The following is a 19608-nucleotide window of genomic DNA, read 5'->3' on the forward strand; positions in this document are numbered from 1 at the left end:
AGATCGTTCGAGCGAGCCGCACAAACTCCGGCTCCTTAAGGATTGTAAGTCACGCATGGCGAGAGTCAATTTCCCGATGGTCGTTGATGAGTGCAACCGGTGCGTCGTCAGCAGCCGAAATGCCGGCACTGCACGCCAGCTCGCGGTTTAGCTCAGTGTTCCTTTACTTCCGCCTGCACGTCGACGCTGGGCCAACCGCCACCGAGCGCTTTATAGAGCAGCACGGTGTCGGACAGAATCAGTTGATGATTGGCGAGTAAAGACTGTTGCGCGTCGAGCAGCGTGCGTTCGGTTTCGAAAACCTCCAACTGCGACACCACGCCCAAACGCAATTGCAACTGGATCTGATCGGCGACGATCTGCAGGCGGTCCACCTCCTGCTGCAACTCCACCCGCTGCTGCTTGTGCGAGTTCAGATTGACCAACGCATTCTCTACTTCCTCGAACGCGCCCATCACGGCCACACGATATTGCTGTTCCGCAACTGTCGATTCCGCTTTGGTGACCTTCACATGCGCCCGCACGCTGGGATCGAGCAGGGGAATATTGATGCTCGGCATGAAGCCGTAGGTGAACGATTTCAGCAAGTCCGTCAGCGCGAAGCTGGCCGTGCCGCCGTGCCCGGTGAGGCTGATGGTCGGCAATTGCGCGAGTTTCGCCTGGCCGACGAGGTTGTACGCTTCGAGCACCCTGAATTCCGCAGCCACCACGTCGGGACGCCGCGCGAGCAGTTGCGCGGGCAAACCATCGGGTACCGCCGGCAATTGCACGCGTTGCTGCAAATGGCCCTTTGGCAGCTGAAATTCGCCGGCCGGCACGCCGATCAGCGTGCACAGCGCGTTATTGGCGATATCACGCGAACGGCGCAGTTCGAGCAACTGGTTCGTCAGGCGATTGATTTCCGCCTGCTGCCGCAGCACCTGGGTTTGCGGCACGATACCGTTGCGGCGCTGGCCTTCGTAGATCGAGAGAATCAGCTTGTTGGTCACGAGGGTTTTCTGCTGCTGCTCGATCTGGTCGTCGAATTGCAGAATCTGAAAGTACGTGCTGGAGACGTTCGATACCAACTCCAGATAGCCGGCGCGCCAATCGGCTTCGCTGGCATGAAATTCGGCCTTCTGCGCCTGAACGCCTTTCTCCACTTTGCCCCAGATATCGATGTCCCAGTTCACCTGAGTCGCGAGGTTGTACTGCTTCGAGAACGTCTGGCCGGTGGACTTTTCGAAGTCGGCGCCCGCGCCGAGATCCATGGTCGGCAAACCGCCCGCTTTGGCTTCGCCGATCTGCGCGCCGGCGACGTCGATGCGCGCGGCCAGCACCTTGATATCGAAGTTGCCGGCGATCGCTTTCGCGATCAACGTGTCCAGATACGGGTCACGGAAGCCCTTCCACCAATCGGGTTCGATTGTCGCGGCGGCCGAAACGGGCGCGCCTTTCTGGTCCGACCATGCGGTTTTCGCCGGCGTATCGGGACGCTGGTAAGCCGGCATGCTGACGTCGATACATGCGCCGAGCGAAAGCGCGCAGAGCGCCGCCGCACCGACGGCGCGCACGCTGTGCGCCGAGGCTCGGCAGAAGCGTTGACGGATCGGACTGTGAAGCAACGCGGACACGATGGTCTCCGATGACACCCATTTCGCTTGACGAGCAAAACGCACCGTGTCGGTCGGCCATCTCGTGCGCGGCTTCGGCATTGAAGTTTGAAGCGCTGCAGGGAATCGGACGATAGCGTTGGAGCGTTGGGGGATGTGAAAAGAACGATTGGTTAAGAAATTTTTTGGAGTCGCGATCGGCGTGTCAACCGCGGAAGCCGACGAGGCCTCCGCGGTTTTCAGCGCCGTTCAGACATTGATGTTGTTGCTCGCGCTCACGTGCGGGTTGATCGTGGTCGTGACGCCGGCCACGAACGCCGCGTTGTTGCCGTTCGCGTTCTGGATGCTCATCGACGTGTTGATCAGTTGGGTCGCGTTGACGGTCTTGCTGTTGTTGGGCGCGTACACCGGGTCAAAGCTGAAATACGACGACGAAGGGAAGCCGTAGCCGTAGCCGCCGCGCACCGCGCTCATGGCCTTGCTGTCGAGTTGAGCGGTGATGGACAGGTCTTTGATGGTCAGCGTGTTCATGGTAAATCTCCTGGAAGGGAAGCTGCACAGTCTTGCGGTTGGGTTCGAGCATCTTGTCTGCTCGAGTGTCACTAATGCATGGGCTGTGCCAGTTTCGCTTCATGCTCCTCGATAAATTGCCGAACGGCTGTGGATAAAGGGCTGCTGGGAATCGTCCCGTTGCTCGGCAAATCACGGCATGGAAACCGCGTGCCACGAGTGGTGGCCCGCAGCCAACAACCGGCGCGATGCTGTTGGTCGCGGCATGACACCGTGTCGCGCAGACAGGAATCGCACGACGTCATCGCGCGATCACCGTGATCTTCTTCGAGTACACGGGCGGGTTGTGCGGCACGTGCATGTCGTCGCCCATCAGCAGTTGCAGCGTGTGCTTGCCGGGTGGCAACTGAATCATGGTTTCCGTTTCACCCGCACCGAAATGCAGATGATTGCGATCCGACGGAATTTCCTGATCCATCGGCGGCAGGTCGGTGTCGATCAGCAGATGGTGGTGGCCAGTATTCGGATACTTGACGCCCTTTGGCGCCACGCCCATGTAGCGCAAGCCGAACCACACGCGGAACGGTTTATTCGCCGCGACCACCTGGCCATCGTTCGGATAGCCGATGTAGGCACGAGCGCCAGCCGGTGATGGCGTCGTCCCGGCCGTAGCGGGAATCGACGAAATCAAAGCCGCCGACGCCATGAGCGCCGCGACCGCGATGATCTTGAACATGAAGGTCTCTCCGTCCTGACGGGCCCGCGTGGAAGCAGCGGGCAGCGCTAGTCTTTTTGCACGGTGATGGTGATCTTTTTCGAGTACACGGGCGGCACATGCGGCACGTGATTGTGATCGCCGAGAATAAGCTGCAACGTGTGCTTGCCCGGTGGCAACTCGATACGCGCATCGGTTTCGCCCGCGCCGAAGTGCAGATGATTGCGATCCGACGGGATCTCCTGGTCGAGCGGCGGCAGATCGGTATCGATCAGCAGATGGTGATGCCCGGTGTTCGGAAACACGACGCCTTTCGGACACACGCCCATATTGCGCAGTCCCATGCGGACCCACAGCTTGCCGCCGTGAATCACGGCACCGTCGGGCGGCCAGATGATGTACTCCTCGGCGCCCGGGGGCGAAGCGGTTTGCGCGGCCGCCAAGGCTGCGCGTGACACGACGCAACCGAGCGCCGCAGCGAGAATCGCGCACAAAGCGGTACGACGCGTCGCGAAATGCGCCGCCGCGTCGTGCTGAATGCCGGGATCAACGTGGGTGTGAGTTCTTCGCATAGCGCACTCTCCCGAAGAGGGTCATGGCCATCCCGGTCATGCGAAGGCAGACCGGGTGTTCCAGCCGAATTTCGCGGGCGCTCGCTCGATGGGCCGGCCGCCTAGTTAAAACGACCGTGCCGCGTTACTTTGTGAATTAGCTTAGGACGTAACTTGCTAAAAAGAAACGCCACACTCGTTAACCGTATAGCGCAATGAGGAAAAGCAGACCCTGGTGACGCGCAAAGTGCGTGCTATCGTTATTAACAGGTTGCAGATGGATGGTCGATAGCGGCATCGATACCTTGTCCGATGTACACCGGCCCTTGCGGTGTGCGCCGCGGTCCTCGAATGCCTATGTTCTGTCCGGATCAAACAGGATGTGAAGATGTGGCGAATATTCCTGCTGGTGTGCGTGGCCGGGGCAATTCAGGCGCATTGTGATCGTGCTCGTGCCGCGACGCAACGCGACGGTGCGAGTGAAACCATCACGAATTCCGCCACTGGTTTTAACGGTGCGATTTCGCCATTCACGCTTCGACCGAATGATTCCGATGTGCCGCGTGTTGCGCTGGTGATCGGTAATGGCGCATATGGGCATCAGCCGAATGTCGACGCGATCCGCCAAAATGCGCCGCGAGATGCTGAGGCCATGGGTGACACTCTTCGCGCGCTCGGCTTCGACGTCATCCTGCGAACGAATGCGTCGCCGTTGCAAATGCGGCAGGCGATTGCACAATTTCATCGGCGGTTGCAAGCGGGGGGTGTCGGACTCTTCTATTTTTCCGGACACGGTATGCAAATCGGCGGCCAGACGCTGCTGATTCCTGCCGGTCTCGATATCGACGCACCCGCAGCGTTAGTGCGTGACGGCCTCGACCTGGATACGGTTGTGCAGTCAATGGCTTTGCCGCGTCGCGGGCAGTTCAATCTCCTGATCCTCGATACGTGTCTGAACAATCCGTTCTCTGCAAGCAAAAACGTTTCGGCACTCAGGCTACCGGCGAACACCGTCGTTGCCTATGCAACGGCACCAGGCGGTTTTGCGGCGGACGGCGCGCAGCACGGCGTCTATTCGAACGCATGGCTATACGCGCTTCACGATGCCCCCACGAACGCTCTGTCGACCCTGCTGCAACGCGTGGCCATGCGTGTGGCTAGCGCGACCGGTGGCGAGCAAACTCCGTGGATTGCGTCGTCGCCGACTCACCAACTCAACGACGCGAATGCCGCTGAACCGTCCTCGCGCCCAGCCGCCGACAACCGCGTCGTCGACCTGCACAGCCGCGGCATTCTTCCGAAAGATAGCAGCGAACAGTACGAGATCACGTTCTGGAATTCGATCAAGGACAGCAACTATCCTGGCGATTACGAGGCGTATCTGAAGGCCTATCCGAACGGCCGCTTTGCCACGCTCGCGCATGCGCGTATCGACCGCTTGCATGCCGCGTCGGCGGCAAGTGCGCCGATGTCTGCTGCGCCACCCGCAACCGCACCGGCACCGCAAGCCGTGAAGCCGGTTGCCCCGGCCGCGCCGCCCGCTACTGCCGCTACTGCCGCGCAGGAACGTCCGCGCCCCGCTGCAACGCCGGCCGCAAACCCCACACCACCCGCCACAACTGCCGCCGTGGCAACCGCGCAAAAAGCCCCGATTCACCCCCCCAGCGCCGGTGAAAGCCGCGACTGCGCCACCTGTCCGATCATGATCGCCGTGCCGGTCGGCTCGTTCGCAATGGGCAGCAGTATCGACGACCCCTCCGAGAAACCTGTGCACCATGTGACGATCGGCGCGCCGTTCGCGATCGGCAAATTCCCGGTGACGGTCGACCAATGGAACGCGTGTGTCGCCGCCAACGCATGTCAAAAACTCACACCCGAAAACAATCCGAACAAGGCCGCGCCCGCGCGCGATCTGAGTTGGGACGACGCACAGCAATACGTGAAGTGGCTGAGCAAAATAACCGGCAAACCCTACCGCCTACCCACTGAAGCCGAGTGGGAATACGCGGATCGCGGCGGCACCGCCACGAAGTACTGGTGGGGCGATCAGATGCGCAAGGGCAACGCCAATTGCAAAGACTGCGGCGATCCCTGGCACAAGGAAGGGCCGGAAGCCGCCGGTTCATTCGCGCCGAATCCGTTCGGCCTTTACGACATGAACGGCGGCGTCTGGGAATGGACCGCCGACTGCTGGCACAACACTTACCAGGGCGCGCCTGTCGACGGTCATGTGTGGGACAGCCCCGGCTGCGATATGCGGGTGATTCGCGGCGGCTCATGGCGCGAAGGCGGCGACTACATGCTCAGCGCGACGCGCTTCAAGTACAGCGCCGGCGTACGGCAATCGCAGGACGGTCTGCGGGTCGTTAAAGATCTCAAGTGATCCACTTGAACGCAGCACGGTCTTTGTCAGCCGAAGCGCTTCACTCCCCTGATTGTCCGCTTAAGGCGTGGCGGGCCGCGTCGTAATCGGCGCGAAATCGGCGACGATATGATCCTGACCATATTTGCCGCCGATCTGCGCGAGCCGCGCTTCGAGCGCGCGCAGATAATCGGCGCGCGGTTCGCTTTCGGGTCGCGGTTGGTCGAATAGTGCCACCGGTGTGATCAGCAACACCACCATCTCCGAGCCGAACGGCTTCGAAATTATCCAGTCCCCGGCGCTGCCGATCGTCGCCGAATAGTGCGGCGGCGCCTGATTGTCTTTCGCCCGCGGACTCGGCACCATATGCACGACGCTGCCGTCGAGCTGGTAATAGTCCAGATTCACGTACGAGTCGTAGCCCGGGGTGCTCACGTCCACGATCAGCGGATTGCCTTCGGTGAGCTGTCCACCCGGCGGCCGCACATGCAGGGCGGCGACGCGGCCTGCTTGCCAGTTGCGCGTCCAGTAGGGAGCAAGCACTTTGATGGTGTCGCATTTGTCGTCGGCGAGCGCGTCGACGTCGAGCGACGCCGTATCGACGCCCGGCAATGCCGACAAGGTTTCCCTCAGATGCGCCGCCCCGTAGCGCTGCGAGACATAGCCGCGCACAGACAGCGAATGATCCTGAGTCGAAGCGACAAGTGCGGAGCAGGGTACCTGTGCCAATGCCGGTGCGATCGCAGCGAGCGTTAGCGCCGGTTTTGGTGCGGGCGATGGGGGCGCTGAGGCGGGCGGCACAGCAAGCGCCACGCGAGGCGGCGTGCCGCCCGCGTCCGACGCCGCCGTCTCTGCTTGCCGACTCGGCGCCGACCGTAGTGCAAACACGCCGACGACCGCGGCGCACACCACGGCGAACCCAGCGAGCCCTGCCTTCGCCAACGTACCTGACTTCTCCGCGCGCGCTTCATTGTCGAACTCGGCAATGAAGCGCGTCACGCTCGGCATACGCGTATTGCGATCGAACGACAGCGCGGCGCGTAGCGCACGCCACTGTTTCGTGTCGAGATCAGGCGGCCGCTGCAGCTTGAAATCCGCATTGCGCGCCTGCGTGGCCGACAACCGGTCGTACGGATGATGACCGGTCAACAACTCGTACGTGATGCAGCCCAGTGCGTAAATATCGTCACGCGGGTCCGGCTCGCGATGCTCGATCATCTCCGGGCTCGCATACGCAGGCGTCAACGCGCCGAGGCTGCCGGGATCGAAAACCGTCGCATCGCTCTCTTCCTCCGGCCGCTGAAACACGCGCGCAATGCCGAAGTCGATCACTTTCACTTCGGCATTCGTCGTGAGAAACACGTTGGCGGGCTTGAAATCGCAATGCACGAAGCCGCGCTCGTGCGCATAGGCGAGCGCGCTGCACATGCCGCGCACGATCGGCAGCGCCGCACGCACCGGCATGCCCTGATAGCCCGGTGTACGCAACAGCTGGCTGAGCGGTTTGCCGCTCAGGTACTCCATGGTCAGATAGACGATCGGCCCGTCGCGATCGAAGTCGTACACCGTGATGATGTTGCGATGCGCAAGCACTTGCGCCTTGCGCGCCTCGCGCTGCAACGCGACGAGCGAGTTCGGATTACCGCGAAACTGGACGTTGAGCACCTTGATCGCGAGGTACGGTTTGCGGTCCGACGCCTCCAGCTTGCGCAGATCGAGCGCCTTGTACACGGTGCCCATGCCGCCCACGCCAAGACATTCTTCGAGCACGAAGCGGTTGTTTAGCGTGTCCCCGGTGCCTTTGATCTGATCATGTCCGGCTCCGGCGGCCGCGTTGGCGGCGTTGCTCGCGCTCGCCGCGTAACCGCCGCCCATGCCGTGCAGCGACGGAATATCCACGGTGGTCTGAATGCCCGTTTCCTCGCCGCCCGCCGCGACGTTCGAGACGCGCAACTGTTCGATGCGACGGCGCACTTCCACGTACAGATCGTCGGGAAGCGGCGCTTTGCGTTGCGCGCTGCCGAGCATCTCCAGCAGCTGCGTGGGGCCGAGTCCCTCGGTCGTCAACGTGCTGTCGAGTTGAGCGACGAACTCGTCACGGGACAGCTCGCCGCTCTGAAAGTCGTGAATCACACGCGCAAGGCTAGCCATGTGTGCGAAGCGCTGCCGCTGCCGTTGAGCCGGATGTCATGCGGCCGACGCCGCTCCGGCTGGGAGAGAACCTGTCGTAACCAGTTACATGTGCCGGTTCGATACTAGCGCCAGGTCGACGCTTTCGCAAACCAGGATTGCCCCGCTGCACGCATGGCACGGCGGTGTCGTGCGATAGCCAACAGCTCGAGCGTGTTTGTCGGGTGCGCGCCGTCAGTCTCGAATCGCGACGGCATGTCGCTGCGACGTGCAGGGCCGGCTCGATCGACGCAAAAGCCTTCCGCAGCGGGCTTTCTAAAACTTTATTAGGAACCTTGAATAAAACTGGCACAGCCCATGCATTAGTGACACTCGAGCAGACAAGATGCTCGAACCCAACCGCAACACCGTGCTGTTTTCTTCCAGGAGATTTACCATGAACACGTTGACCATCAAAGACCTGTCCATCACCGCTCAACTCGACAGCAAGGCCATGAGCGCCGTACGCGGCGGCTACGGCTACCCGTCGTCGTCCTACTTCAGCTTTGACCCGGTGTACGCGCCCAACAACAGCAAGACCGTCAACGCGACCCAACTGATCAACTCGTCCATGAACATCCAGAACGCCAACGGCAACAACGTCGCCTTCGCCGCCGGCCTGACGTCGACGATCAACCCGAGCATCACGTCGAGCAACAACATCCACGTGTAAAGCCCGGCGCGGCGAAGCATCGGCCCATGCCCCTCCTACGGCCTGCTTCGCCGCTTCAGGACCCCATTCGTTTTCCGCGCACCTTTGGAGAATCACCATGTCATCCCTCATGATTCGCGATCTGTCCGGCACCCGCGAGCTCGACCGGCGCGCCATGTCGGCGGTAGTCGGCGGCACCGGCAGCAGCGTGCCGGGTCTGCCGTCGATCGGCGGCCTAGCCGGCATCGCCAACGTCAACGTCTCGGTGAGCCAGAACCTCACCCAGATGCAGTACGTCAACGTTGCCGCACTCAACAACGTCGGCGTGATCGGCGCGGGCTTCGTGATGCCGCGCCTGAACGTCAGCCCGTCGCTGTCGGGCGCAAACTTCGCCAGCGTGTGACGAACCGCCGTCGCGGAGCGCCGGGGACTGCGCAACGCCACGGCGGTTCGTGCATAAACAGCAGGCGAGCGCCGACCAGATTTCCTATACTGTTTGTGCGAGGAGACCTCAGCACATTCAGCATTACCACGAGCGGCGTCCGGACCATCGCACCGGCCAGCCGCTCGACTTCTTTTGCGGAGCCGCCATGACCCAGCTCGTCATCAAAGACCTCATCGACAATGTCGAACTCGACCGCGAAGCGATGGCTGCCATCGTCGGCGGCGCACGGATCGGCGCGCGTTCGAGTCTGGCCGTGCCGCTGGTGCCGGCGTCGGCCCGCGTCGTCGATTACCCGCCGGGCTTCCCTGCCGCGCATCAGGCGATCGTCAAGGCGGCGCTGCAACGCAAGACGCCGCGCGGTTAAGCCGCGGCTGGGGCCTCGACGTCGTGGTCTTCGCAGGCGGCGCACACGGCGCCTACCTATAGGACGCAAGAGCGGTCCGCAATTTGGAAATACGATGCCTCGCCACGCATTCAATGCGACGGGGCATCTGCTTTTTCGGCCTGGCGATTGTCCGCAGGCAGCGACATTGGCCGTCGCTCACTCGCCTATGCTGAGTAGAACGCCGCGTGGTTCGATTCACGCCGTCCGCCAATAGCACGCGTTAATCGGACAGCTTGCCGGCGCATTTGTGATCGCGGCGTGCCACGCACCGCCCTTGCGAATTCACGATTGGAGACACCCCATGAAATTCATCGTGCAATGGAATGGTCTGCCCACTGCGGAGCGTTCCGTGATCGAACGCTTCATGAAAACGGGCGGCAAAACGCCGGAAGGCGTCAAGCTGCTTGGACGTTGGCACGCGACGGCCGGACTGCATGGCTTCGCGATCGTCGAGACGGACGACGCGCGGGGATTGTCGGCACTGGCGCTCGAATGGGGCGACTTGCTGACCATGAGCATCGTGCCCGCCATGACCGACGAAGAACTCGGCGCCGCGCTCGGCAAACATCAGGCGTCGCACTAGTCAGTTAGCGAGTTCTTCGCGTTTGCGCAGGGATGTATCGTTCAGATAAACCAGAACGAAGCGGAGAAGATTCGTTGGACCGGCGCATGACCTTGTACCGGTCCGATATTGCCCGCTTCACGCAGCGTCGGCTTTGCGTTCCAACTCCGCATTCGCCACGTTATACGACGCTTCTATCGCGACCGCTTCGTCGAGGCCGACAAAGCGGTTGAAGTCCGTAAACGACGTGAGACGATCCGCCACCGCATCGGTCGAGCCTTCGCGCAAGAATATTTCCATCATCTCTTTAACAGCCTTGTGTGCCGCGAGCATCGATTCGATCGGACACAGCGTGTAGTCGAAGCCGAGCTTGTACACCTGATCGAGCGTCAGATAGGGGCTTTTGCCCGTGCGTGCCATATTGAACAGGATCGGCTTACCGAGCGGCTTCAGTCTTCGCACCAGTTCCTGCATGTGCTCGATACTTTCGGGCGCGTCCGCATAGAGGCCATCCGCGCCGGCTTCGGCGTAGGCCGTCAGCCGCTCGATCGCGTCGTCGATACCCGTCACGGCAATCGCATCGGTACGCGCCACCACGAAGAAATCCGGGTCGGTTCGCGCGGCCAGCATGGCGCGCAATTTCGCCTGCATCTCTTCCTTGGGAATCACCTGCTTGCCCGCAAAGTGGCCGCATTTCTTCGGCACGGCCTGGTCTTCCAGATGCAGAACCGAAGCGCCCGCCTCTTCCCACAGACGAATGGTGCGCTGCACGTCGAGAATGCCGCCGTAGCCGGTGTCGGCATCGGCGAAAACCGGCAACGACGTGGCCCGGCAAATCCGGCGGATGTGATCGAACATCTCCGTTTGCGTCAGCAAGCCCACATCCGGCTCGCCAGCCAGAATGCCGGACGCCGCGAACCCGCTCACGTAGATCGCCTTGGCGCCCGCCTGTTCGGCGAGCTTCGCGGTCAACGCATCGTGCGCGCCAAGGCAAACAAAGGGAGGGGACTTCAACAATTCTCTGAAACGTGCGGAACGGCTCACGGTGCTTCTCCCAGTCAAGGTCGGATCAGGCCATGCTCGTGACGTGCGGCGTGCGCAACGGTTCGCGCGGGCCCCACGTCGGTGCGCTATTGCGGCAGGTAAGCCCAGGCACGCCTCGCGCGATCCTCGCGGCGAAAAGCGTCGATGTCGGCGGCGAGACGCAGCGTCTGGTCGACCTCGTCGAGTCCTTCGAGCAGCACCGCGCGACGCGCGGCGTCGAATTCGAACGGAATCGGCGCCCGACCGTTCGCGCGAATTTCGAGTGCGCGCAAATCGACTTCGAGCGGTTCGCCGTCCGCTGCGGCGGCAGCGAGCGACTCGATCGACTTCGCGTCGAGACACACCGGCAGCAACCCGTTCTGCAGACAATTGTTGAAGAAGATATCGCCGAACGAAGGCGCGATCACGCAGCGAATACCGAACTCTTCGAGCGCCCACACCGCCATCTCACGCGAACTGCCGCAACCGAAATTCGCGCCGCCCAGCAGAATCGAGGCGTGCCGGAACGCAGGCTGATTCAACACGAAGTCCTGGCGTTCGCCTTGCTCGGGACCGCCGTCGCGATAGCGCAGCGTTTCGAATAGCCACGGCCCGAGTTGACCGCGCACGAGTTGCGAGATTCGTTCGATGCGAATGATCAGGTCGGTGTCGACGTTATTGCGCAGCAGCGGCGCGGCCGGACCCTTGACTACCGTGAACGCTTTCATCGAACGACTCCGGCACGCGCGGGCGCGGCGATATGGCCGGCCAGTGCGCTGGCCGCCGCGACGGCGGGACTCGCCAGATGCGTGCGCGCACCCGGTCCTTGCCGGCCGACGAAATTCCGATTCGAGGTGGACACGCAACGCTCGCCACGTCCTACCACGTCGCCATTCGCGCCGACACACATCGAGCAGCCGGGCTCGCGCCAGTCGAAGCCCGCCGCGCGGAATACTTGCGCGAGCCCCTGCGCCTCCGCTTCCCGTGCGACGCTCAGCGAACCCGGCACGACCCACGCGGTGACGCCATCGGCCACATGATGTCCCGCGACGACACGCGCGGCCGCCTGCAAGTCTTCAATGCGGCTGTTGGTGCACGAGCCGATAAACACGCGGTCTACACTCAACTCCTGCAGATGCTGCCCCGCATGCACGCCCATGTAATCGAGCGCGCGTTGCAGCGCTTCACGGCGGGCCGGATCGGCTTCGTCGACGGGGTCGGGCACGGCGGCGTCGATCGCGATCACATGTTCGGGACTCGTGCCCCACGTGACTTGCACCGCAATCGCCGAAGCGTCGATCTCGACTTCGCGGTCGAAATGCGCGCCTGCGTCGCTCGGCAGACGGCGCCAGTCTTCCAGCGCTGCGTCAAAGCTCGCGCCTTGCGGCGCATAAGGACGGCCGCGTAGATACGCGAACGTCACGTCGTCCGGTGCGACGAGGCCGAACTTGGCGCCGAGTTCGATCGTCAGATTGCAGAGCGTCAAACGCGCTTCCATCGATAAGGCCTCGACCGCCGCGCCGGCGAATTCGACGGCATAGCCGGTCCCCGCGCTCGCGCCGAGCGCGCCGATCACGTACAGAATCATGTCCTTGGCAGTGACGCCTTCGGCAACGCTGCCGTTGAAACGGACCCGCATGGTGCGCGGTTTCTTCTGACGTACCGTTTGCGTTGCCAGCACATGCACCAGTTCCGTGGAGCCGATGCCGAACGCCAGCGCACCCAGCGCGCCATGCGTGCAGGTGTGACTATCCGCGCAAACGATCAACGTACCCGGCAACGACAACCCCAACTCCGGACCGATCACGTGCACGATGCCCTGCTGGCCGTGCGCGCCGATATCGAACAGCGGAATGGCGTGCTGCGTCATCTGCTCGCGCATCGCGTCGACCATGGTCGTGCTCCAATCCGCGTCGCCGGCGCGGCGGCCGGGTTGCGTGGAAATCACGTGATCGAGCGTCGCGAAGGTCAACTCCGGATTGCTGACCGGCAAACTGCGCGCTTCGAGCACGCGGATCGCTTCGACGCCGGTCAGTTCGTGCATCAGATTGCGGTCCACCTGCAACAGGTCGACGGCGCCAGGCAAGTTTGCAATCGTGTGGCTGTCCCATAGTTTGTCGAACAGCGTGCGAGGCGCGTTCATGACGCCGCCTCGCCGTTTTGCGCGTGGCGTTTCTCGAACGCCCATACCTCGGGAAAGCCGACCAGTTCGTGCAACTGGTCCATGGTGAACGACGGCACCTGGAGATCGAGCGAATCGCCGTGTTCGAGCAGATGACGGTAGGCGCTGTCCAACGCGGAAGTCGCCGCCGCCATGCCGATCGACGGATAGATCGCGATGCTGAAGCCCCACGCTTTCAGCGTGCTGCTCGCGACCACCGGTGAGCGGCCCGTGGGCACCATATTGGCGAACAGCCACGCACCGCAATCGGCAAGTTCTCCGCCGATCCGCTGAAATTCTTCAGCGCTTTCCGGCGATTCGACGAATACGATATCCGCGCCCGCGCGAGCGAAAGCCTTGCCGCGGCGGATCGCTTCGTCGAGGCCGAGCGTGGTGCGCGAGTCGGTGCGAGCGATGATCAGCATGTCGTCGCTGCGACGGGCCTCGAGCGCGACCTCGATTTTCTTCAGCATGTCGTCCAGCGGCACGACCTGACGGCCCTGGGTGTGGCCGCATTTTTTCGGCATCACCTGGTCTTCCATCTGGATTGCCTGCACGCCTGCGGCTTCGTAGCCGCGTACGGTATGCCGCACGTTGAGCAGGCCGCCGAAGCCCGTATCGGCATCCGCGATCAACGGCTTGCCGATGCCTTCGGCGATCTGCCGTGCGCGCCCTACCATGTCCGCATAACTGACGAGACCCGCATCGGCAACGCCCAGATAGGACCCTGAGACACCATAACCGGTCATGTACAACGCTTCGAACGGCAAGCGATCGGCGACCCGCGCCGAGAACATGTCGAATACACCGGGCGCGACGACGAAACGTCCGCTCTTGAGAATCGCTTTCAGCTTTCCGGGAGTACTCATCGAACGCTCCTGCTCAATTGCTGTGAGTAAGACGCCGTTGCCACGCCAGCAACAGCAGATTGACGAGCGTCGCGAAGACGAACAGCATCAGCGCGAGCGCCATGATCGTGCTGGTCTCGCTACGATTCATCGCGATCATCAACATGTGGCCGATGCCGCTTTGCGACGCGAACATCTCGCCGATCAGCGTGCCGAGCAGCGTCAGCGAAAAGCCGATCCGCAGGCCGGCCACCACTTCCGGCACACAGGCCGGCAGCAGGATACGGCGCGCGAAAGTGACTGGACTCAAGCGGTACGTGCGTGCCGCACGCGTGTAAATGGGCGGCATATTGCGCACGGCATTCATCGTGAAGATCGTGATCGGCACGATGCCGTGCATCACGCCGAACACGATCTTGGCCCACAGGCCGAGGCCGAACGCGAGCAGCACCACCGGATACAACGTGACCTTGGGGATCGAGTAGAAACCCATCATCAGGGGCTCCATGACGTCGCCGGCCAGCTTGCGTGCGCCGAGCAGCATGCCGAGGCACACCCCACAGAGCGCCGAGATAAAAAACGCCGAACCGAACGCGAATGCGGTCACGGATAGACTCGCCGGGAAATCCGGGTCGCTGACAATATGAACCGCGCGCATCACCGTGCGCCATGGCGTGGTGAGCACGTCAGGCCCCAGCATCTCGCTCGATATTTGCCACAGCACGATCAGCACGGCCAGCAGGACCACGCCGTCGAGCCAGCGGCGCGCATGCCGCGGTTTGATGGTGTGTGCAACGACGATGGTGCTCATGCCGCCTCCCTGCGAATCCGCCGGTAAAGGCGTGCTTCGGCCGACCGTAGCAGCGCGTTCACCGTGCCGACGAACAACAGCATCAGCACCATCAGGCCGTACATGGTCGGGTTGTCGAAGTTGTTGTATGCGAAGGCGATCTGATAGCCGAAGCCCGAACCCGACAGCACGAATTCCCCGGCCACGACGGCGATAAACGCATACACCACCGTCAATTTGATGCCGGTAAACACAAACGGCAAACTCGACGGCAACGTGATCAGCCGGATTTCATCGAACGTATTCAGACGGCACACGCGGGCGGTGCGCAGCAGCACACGCGGCACGCGTTCCAGACCATTGAGCGTATTCACCGCCATCGCGACCACCGCGAACAGAAAGCCGATGCCCACCAGCGGCCAACGATTCAGGCCGAGCAGCACGATCAGGATCGGATAGAGCACGAACACCGGCACCGCGTAGTACGACAGCAGCAGCGGGTCGAGGACCCGCCGCACGCGCGGCAACCGGAACAGCAGCACGCCGCCGACGAAACCCACCACGACTGCCAGCACCACCGCGAGCAAGGCGCTGCCGAGCGTTTGCAGAATGTCCGACGTGTATTCGCCGGACCACAGCAGTTGCACGGCGCTCACGATCATTCGCGACGGCGGAATGAACGAAACCGGATTGATCCACGCGGCGCGGCTCGCGATTTCCAGCAGCACGATCAGACCGACGATCAGGCCGAGCCGCCAACGCGCGGCCGTATTCATTGCTGACTCCCGAGTGCTTTTAGCGCTTCCTCGCGCAGCAAGCCCCACACTTGCGCGGTCAATTCGCCGAAGCGCGCGTCGAGCGCCGTCGTGCTGTCACGCAGACGCGGCCAACCGGTGTCGATCGTCGCGATGAACCGGCCTGGACACGCCGACATCACGCCAATGCGGTCGGACAGCAACACGGCTTCGTCGATGGAGTGCGTGATCAGCAAAACGGTCGCGCCGGTATCGCGCCATAGCTTCAAGGTTTCGTCGCCCATCAGCAGACGGGTTTGCTGATCGAGCGCGCCGAACGGTTCGTCGAGCAACAGCAGGCGCGGCCGCACCACCATGGCACGCGCGATGCAAACCCGTTGGCGCATGCCGCCCGACAACTGCGCGGGGTAGGCACTCGCAAACCGTTTGAGTCCCATGAACGACAGCGCGTGGTCGACCCGCTCGCGCACTTCCGCCTCGGCGACGCCGGCCTGACGCGCGGCGAACGCGGCGTTGTCGAACACGTTGAGCCACGGAAAACTCGCGTCTTCCTGAAATACCACGGCGACCCCGTCCGGCACTTGCGCACCGACCGGCGTGCCTTCGAAGGTGACCGTGCCGCCGCTGGCGGGATTCAGACCGGCCAGCACGTCGAGCAGCGTGGACTTGCCGCAGCCCGACGGCCCCACCACGGAGAAGAACTCGCCGGCACGCAATTCGAGGCTCACGGGGCCGAGCGCGTGAAACGGCGGCTTGCCGCCCGTGCCCGGATAGATGCGCGTGACGTCGGTGAGTGTGGCTTCGATACGCTTGCCGTCGGGCGACAGCGCGCTCGGTGCGACCACCGAGATATTGGCTTTGTGGCGGGATAACGCGCTCATCGCGACCTCACTTCTTGCTGCGCAAATCGGCGGGCAGCATCGACTCGTCGACGATCTTCGACCAGTCGAATGGCCCTTCCGGAATGGCCTTGACCAGCACGAGGCCCTTGAGTACCTCGTCCATGCTCTTGTAGTCGAGACTGCCTTCGCTCCAGTACTTCGGATCGGCGTCGAGCACGTTGTTGATGGCCGACGCGGCGACCGCCGGGTCCATCTTGTATTCCTTCGCGAGGATCTGCGCGGCCTCGGCGCGATGCGCGGCCATGTAGATCACCGCCTTGCGGCGCGCCAGGATAATGCCGCGAATTACCTCGGGATGCGCCTTCAGATAGTCGGTGCGGACAATCCCAACCGTTTGCGTTTCGTTCGGCACGACATCGTTCGAACGAAATGCGATGCGCAGGCCCTCTTTCTTCGCGCTATACGACGGCTCGGTCATATAGCCGACGTCGACCGCGCCCTGCTGAAGCGACGTGAGCATGCCGCTCGAACTGCCCACCGGTTTGCGCTGCACCTGGCCCAGCAGGCCGACCCGGTCGAGCGCGATCGTGGAGATCATGTCGGTCGTCGATTTGGGACTGCTGTAGCCGATCGTCTTGCCCTTCATCTGCTTGATATTGGTGATCGAGCCGTTCTTCAGTTCGACCCACACGAGGTCGCCGAGACTCTGCACGCCGCCGTGCACGATCGTCAGATCGACGCCCTGTTTCACCGCCGCGATTGCCGCAGGCAACGCCACCTCGCCGTACGGAATGTCGGATGCCATCGCGTTGCGAATGCTGGTTCCACCGCCTTCCGATGTGATGAAACCGGTGACGTCGACTTTCTCGTCCTTGAAGAAACCTTTGTCCAGCGCAACCGCGAACGGCACGCCGTACATACCGTCACCCCAATGCGTCACCGTCAGCGAACTGGCCTGGGCGCCGACGCTCGCAAGCGTCAGCGTCGCGCTCAGGCAGATACCCCGCACGACATTGCGAATCGCGTTCATGTGGTTCGTCTCCATCCACGATTGACGGTTGAATGCCCGCCATTTTCGTTATGCCGCCGCGCGCCGTGACGCCGGCGACGGGTCAGCAAGCGGCTCCGTCGAGGCGACTTCCGTCGCTCACTGTGTAAGTTAATGTATGCATTAAATCGTCAAAAGTACAGAACATCGGCACGAGAAAACGGCTGGGTTTACCCGTCGTGCCGACGTGAATTCGTCGGTTTTAAAGGGCTTTTCAAGCCTGATGAATGCCGTGTTGCTGCAGCACCGCAGTCTGTTCGCGCCAGCCGCGTTCGCGATGAAGGCGGTATAAGCGACTCGCTCGCGCTGCATCGCCGCGACGGATCGCGTCGATGATTTCGTAATGCTCGGCAATCGATTTTTTCGGCTGTGGATGCGGCCGCAACTGTTGCGTGAAGCGTCGTACGCGATGCACCTGGTCGCGGCAATTCATGACGACCTGCGCGAGCCGCGTATTGCCGCCGAGCTGCACGAGTGCTTCGTGGAAGGCTTCGTCGGCGGCGGCCCAGGCTTGCATGTCCTGCAGGGCAAGCGCGTCGGTCATCTGCTGGCAGGCGTTGTCGAGTGGACTCAGGTCGACGCCGCCGCGCGCGGCCACCAATCCCGCAGCAGTCGATTCGAGGCTGATCAGCACCTGGTAGATATGGCTGATATCGGACACGGAGGTCGGCACGATGCGAATGCCGTGACGCGGCACGATCTCGACCAGCCCCTCGCCTTGCAAACGGATCGCCGCTTCGCGGATCGGCGTGCGGCTCACGCCGAGCATGAGCGCGAGTTCCTGTTCGAGCACGTAAGAGCCGGGCGTCAGCTCGCTTTCCATGATTTTTTGCCGGAGACTTTCATAGGCGAGTTGCGATGAGTTGCCGTTGCGCGCTTCGGGTTGGGTGGCCGATTTGAGTTTTGGCACGACGCTCCTCCAGGCGGCGCCGAAGCGCACGCGGCTATCCGTCTATTCCGCACGGCGGTATGCGTAGCGTGCAGGCTGGCGAACGCCGGGCGCAACACGCGATCGTTTCGATGCTAGCACCGCACAGCGTCAGGCGGCATGAAGGGAAACGCTTAATGCAATGCGCTACACCTGCATGGCAAACCGGCGGCAGACACGGCAAACGCCGGTTACCCACCGCGCAGATGCGCGACCAGCATGCGGCACGCCACCGGCAACGCCTCCAGCGACCGTACCGCTAACAGCAGATCGCGCTCCGCCCACGCATCGGTCAGCGCGACGATCGACAAACCCAGCTTGTCCGCCTGCTCCTGCGCGATCGCACGCGGCATGACGCCGAGCCCGAGTCCCGCCGCAATCATCAAACATTGGGCGTCGTAGCTCGTCACCTGAATGCGCAGATTGACCGGGCGCGCGTGAGCGTGCGCCGCGCGCGTGAGTTGCTGACTGATGGCCGTATCGGGCTGCAAACCGACGTACTCGAAGTCGAGCGTGTCCGCGAAAGCCACGGCCTGACGGTGCGCCAGCGCATGCCCCGCCGGCGTGACGAGCGTCAGGGAATCGCGGCGATACGGGAAGGTTTGCACGTCGTAGCCATGCGGCACGGAGGTGAACACGCCGATATCCGCCGCGTTATCGGCAACGGCTTTCACCACCCCTGTACTGGGTTTTTCTTCGAGCTGGATCTGAATGCGCGGATGCTGCGCGGCAAACGACTGGATTTCGCGCGGCAGGAACTGCACGACCGACGATACATTCGCGACCAGCCGGATCAGCCCGCTGGCGCCGCTGGCGTAATCGCGCATCTGCACGGCAATGTCGTCGAGTTCATGCAGCGCGCGGTGCGCCAGCGCAACCAGCCGTTCCCCGGCGGCGGTCGGCATCACGCCTTTGTTGGTGCGCCGTAACAGCGCCACGCCCAAGGTGGCTTCGATCTCGCTGATGCGTTTGCTGACGGCCGCCGCCGCGATATGTTCGCGCTGCGCGGCGGCCGCGATCGTGCCGGTTTCGGCGACGGCAACGAACAGCCTGAGCGAAAGCGGATCGAGTGTCGGCATGACGCCCCGTGGCAGGTAGCCGGGTTCGCCGAGGGATTCGGCGCACCCCGGTACGGCGTGTGCGTGTCTCCACCACCGACACGTTTTCCCGCCATCGTGGCGCGCGATGACGGCATGGTCAAGCAATGCTTTGCACGCCCACGCGGCCTGGCAACAATGACGTTGACCGGCGGCCTCGTTCGAGGCGAACC

The 19608-nt window shown here is 62.7% G+C and carries 20 protein-coding genes and 1 pseudogene; 6 read left to right on the forward strand and 15 right to left on the reverse strand.

What is annotated here, in order from left to right:
- Positions 1-152: 152 nt before the first annotated feature.
- The 4 genes from BX591_RS11370 to BX591_RS11385 all read right to left on the reverse strand — a co-directional run bounded on the left by BX591_RS11370 (position 153) and on the right by BX591_RS11385 (position 3389).
- Complete coding sequence (locus BX591_RS11370) at positions 153-1694, reverse strand: efflux transporter outer membrane subunit (RefSeq protein ID WP_111931265.1); 1542 nt, start codon at positions 1692-1694, stop codon at positions 153-155.
- Positions 1695-1841: 147 nt separating this feature from the next.
- Positions 1842-2123: a hypothetical protein gene (locus BX591_RS11375; RefSeq protein ID WP_111931267.1), complete on the reverse strand. Its 282-nt coding sequence runs from the start codon at positions 2121-2123 to the stop codon at positions 1842-1844.
- A gap of 280 nt (positions 2124-2403) precedes the next feature.
- A complete protein-coding gene (locus tag BX591_RS11380) occupies positions 2404-2838 on the reverse strand; it encodes a DUF4399 domain-containing protein (RefSeq protein ID WP_111931269.1) in 435 nt (144 codons plus the stop codon).
- A 47-nt stretch (positions 2839-2885) separates the two neighbouring features.
- A complete protein-coding gene (locus tag BX591_RS11385; RefSeq protein WP_111931271.1) occupies positions 2886-3389 on the reverse strand; it encodes a DUF4399 domain-containing protein in 504 nt (167 codons plus the stop codon).
- Between the two features lie 367 nt (positions 3390-3756).
- Between BX591_RS11385 and BX591_RS37330 the strand changes: the two are divergent.
- Together BX591_RS37330 and BX591_RS37335 are read left to right on the forward strand one after the other, a co-directional pair.
- Positions 3757-4521 (forward strand): annotated as a pseudogene (locus BX591_RS37330) (caspase family protein); the annotation flags it as partial.
- A complete protein-coding gene (locus BX591_RS37335) occupies positions 4516-5751 on the forward strand; it encodes a formylglycine-generating enzyme family protein (protein ID WP_420849367.1) in 1236 nt (411 codons plus the stop codon). The pseudogene BX591_RS37330 and the gene BX591_RS37335, both read left to right, overlap by 6 nt.
- 60 nt (positions 5752-5811) lie before the next feature.
- Here the strand turns inward: BX591_RS37335 and BX591_RS11395 are convergent, their stop codons facing one another.
- On the reverse strand, positions 5812-7881 hold the full coding sequence (locus tag BX591_RS11395) for a serine/threonine protein kinase (protein ID WP_111931275.1): 2070 nt from the start codon (positions 7879-7881) through the stop codon (positions 5812-5814).
- A 415-nt stretch (positions 7882-8296) separates the two neighbouring features.
- On the opposite strand from BX591_RS11395, the gene BX591_RS11400 reads away from it, so the two are divergent.
- The 4 genes from BX591_RS11400 (at position 8297) to BX591_RS11415 (ending at position 9964) form a co-directional block, all read left to right on the forward strand.
- On the forward strand, positions 8297-8572 hold the full coding sequence (locus BX591_RS11400) for a hypothetical protein (RefSeq protein WP_111931277.1): 276 nt from the start codon (positions 8297-8299) through the stop codon (positions 8570-8572).
- Between the two features lie 97 nt (positions 8573-8669).
- Entirely contained in the window at positions 8670-8954 is a 285-nt protein-coding gene (locus BX591_RS11405; RefSeq protein WP_111931279.1) for a hypothetical protein, read from the forward strand.
- 187 nt (positions 8955-9141) lie between these two features.
- Positions 9142-9360, forward strand: coding sequence for a hypothetical protein (locus BX591_RS11410; RefSeq protein WP_111931286.1), 219 nt, complete (start codon positions 9142-9144; stop codon positions 9358-9360).
- A 322-nt stretch (positions 9361-9682) separates the two neighbouring features.
- Complete coding sequence (locus tag BX591_RS11415; protein WP_111931288.1) at positions 9683-9964, forward strand: DUF3303 domain-containing protein; 282 nt, start codon at positions 9683-9685, stop codon at positions 9962-9964.
- A gap of 117 nt (positions 9965-10081) precedes the next feature.
- Here BX591_RS11415 and BX591_RS11420 read toward each other — a convergent pair whose 3' ends face one another.
- The 10 genes from BX591_RS11420 to BX591_RS11465 form a co-directional block, all read right to left on the reverse strand.
- Entirely contained in the window at positions 10082-10957 is an 876-nt protein-coding gene (locus tag BX591_RS11420; RefSeq protein WP_244146945.1) for an isocitrate lyase/PEP mutase family protein, read from the reverse strand.
- Between the two features lie 116 nt (positions 10958-11073).
- Positions 11074-11694 carry a 3-isopropylmalate dehydratase small subunit gene (gene leuD, locus BX591_RS11425; RefSeq protein ID WP_111931298.1) on the reverse strand — a complete coding sequence of 207 codons (621 nt, stop codon included), beginning with the start codon at positions 11692-11694 and terminating at the stop codon, positions 11074-11076.
- Positions 11691-13109 (reverse strand): 3-isopropylmalate dehydratase large subunit, encoded by a 1419-nt coding sequence (leuC, locus tag BX591_RS11430; protein ID WP_111931300.1) that lies wholly within the window; start codon positions 13107-13109, stop codon positions 11691-11693. The genes leuD and leuC overlap by 4 nt, the downstream gene beginning before the upstream one ends.
- Entirely contained in the window at positions 13106-13996 is an 891-nt protein-coding gene (locus BX591_RS11435) for an isocitrate lyase/PEP mutase family protein (RefSeq protein WP_111931302.1), read from the reverse strand. Before BX591_RS11435 ends, leuC begins: the two co-directional genes overlap by 4 nt.
- Before the next feature lie 13 nt (positions 13997-14009).
- The gene (locus BX591_RS11440; protein ID WP_111931304.1) at positions 14010-14786 is read right to left on the reverse strand and encodes an ABC transporter permease; all 777 of its coding nucleotides are present in this window, start codon (positions 14784-14786) and stop codon (positions 14010-14012) included.
- Complete coding sequence (locus BX591_RS11445; RefSeq protein WP_111931306.1) at positions 14783-15541, reverse strand: ABC transporter permease; 759 nt, start codon at positions 15539-15541, stop codon at positions 14783-14785. The genes BX591_RS11440 and BX591_RS11445 overlap by 4 nt, the downstream gene beginning before the upstream one ends.
- On the reverse strand, positions 15538-16401 hold the full coding sequence (locus tag BX591_RS11450; RefSeq protein ID WP_111931308.1) for an ABC transporter ATP-binding protein: 864 nt from the start codon (positions 16399-16401) through the stop codon (positions 15538-15540). The genes BX591_RS11445 and BX591_RS11450 overlap by 4 nt, the downstream gene beginning before the upstream one ends.
- Before the next feature lie 7 nt (positions 16402-16408).
- Positions 16409-17392, reverse strand: a complete 984-nt coding sequence (locus tag BX591_RS11455; protein WP_111931537.1) for an ABC transporter substrate-binding protein — start codon at positions 17390-17392, stop codon at positions 16409-16411.
- Between the two features lie 232 nt (positions 17393-17624).
- Positions 17625-18320: a GntR family transcriptional regulator gene (locus BX591_RS11460; protein ID WP_111931539.1), complete on the reverse strand. Its 696-nt coding sequence runs from the start codon at positions 18318-18320 to the stop codon at positions 17625-17627.
- A gap of 209 nt (positions 18321-18529) precedes the next feature.
- Positions 18530-19417: a LysR family transcriptional regulator gene (locus BX591_RS11465; RefSeq protein WP_111931310.1), complete on the reverse strand. Its 888-nt coding sequence runs from the start codon at positions 19415-19417 to the stop codon at positions 18530-18532.
- Positions 19418-19608: the final 191 nt, after the last annotated feature.

Source organism: Paraburkholderia bryophila (assembly GCF_003269035.1).
GTDB classification, from domain to species: Bacteria; Pseudomonadota; Gammaproteobacteria; order Burkholderiales; family Burkholderiaceae; genus Paraburkholderia; species Paraburkholderia bryophila.

Bases quoted from the DNA above. Each gene is read 5' to 3' on its own strand.
- BX591_RS11370 (WP_111931265.1), bottom strand. From the start codon at position 1,694: ATGCCGAAGCCGCGCACGAGATGGCCGACCGACACGGTGCGTTTTGCT.
- BX591_RS11375 (WP_111931267.1), bottom strand. From the start codon at position 2,123: ATGAACACGCTGACCATCAAAGACCTGTCCATCACCGCTCAACTCGAC.
- BX591_RS11380 (WP_111931269.1), bottom strand. From the start codon at position 2,838: ATGTTCAAGATCATCGCGGTCGCGGCGCTCATGGCGTCGGCGGCTTTG.
- BX591_RS11385 (WP_111931271.1), bottom strand. From the start codon at position 3,389: ATGCGAAGAACTCACACCCACGTTGATCCCGGCATTCAGCACGACGCG.
- BX591_RS37335 (WP_420849367.1), top strand. From the start codon at position 4,516: ATGCGTGTGGCTAGCGCGACCGGTGGCGAGCAAACTCCGTGGATTGCG.
- BX591_RS11395 (WP_111931275.1), bottom strand. From the start codon at position 7,881: ATGGCTAGCCTTGCGCGTGTGATTCACGACTTTCAGAGCGGCGAGCTG.
- BX591_RS11400 (WP_111931277.1), top strand. From the start codon at position 8,297: ATGAACACGTTGACCATCAAAGACCTGTCCATCACCGCTCAACTCGAC.
- BX591_RS11405 (WP_111931279.1), top strand. From the start codon at position 8,670: ATGTCATCCCTCATGATTCGCGATCTGTCCGGCACCCGCGAGCTCGAC.
- BX591_RS11410 (WP_111931286.1), top strand. From the start codon at position 9,142: ATGACCCAGCTCGTCATCAAAGACCTCATCGACAATGTCGAACTCGAC.
- BX591_RS11415 (WP_111931288.1), top strand. From the start codon at position 9,683: ATGAAATTCATCGTGCAATGGAATGGTCTGCCCACTGCGGAGCGTTCC.
- leuD (WP_111931298.1), bottom strand. From the start codon at position 11,694: ATGAAAGCGTTCACGGTAGTCAAGGGTCCGGCCGCGCCGCTGCTGCGC.
- leuC (WP_111931300.1), bottom strand. From the start codon at position 13,109: ATGAACGCGCCTCGCACGCTGTTCGACAAACTATGGGACAGCCACACG.
- BX591_RS11435 (WP_111931302.1), bottom strand. From the start codon at position 13,996: ATGAGTACTCCCGGAAAGCTGAAAGCGATTCTCAAGAGCGGACGTTTC.
- BX591_RS11440 (WP_111931304.1), bottom strand. From the start codon at position 14,786: ATGAGCACCATCGTCGTTGCACACACCATCAAACCGCGGCATGCGCGC.
- BX591_RS11445 (WP_111931306.1), bottom strand. From the start codon at position 15,541: ATGAATACGGCCGCGCGTTGGCGGCTCGGCCTGATCGTCGGTCTGATC.
- BX591_RS11450 (WP_111931308.1), bottom strand. From the start codon at position 16,401: ATGAGCGCGTTATCCCGCCACAAAGCCAATATCTCGGTGGTCGCACCG.
- BX591_RS11455 (WP_111931537.1), bottom strand. From the start codon at position 17,392: ATGAACGCGATTCGCAATGTCGTGCGGGGTATCTGCCTGAGCGCGACG.
- BX591_RS11465 (WP_111931310.1), bottom strand. From the start codon at position 19,417: ATGCCGACACTCGATCCGCTTTCGCTCAGGCTGTTCGTTGCCGTCGCC.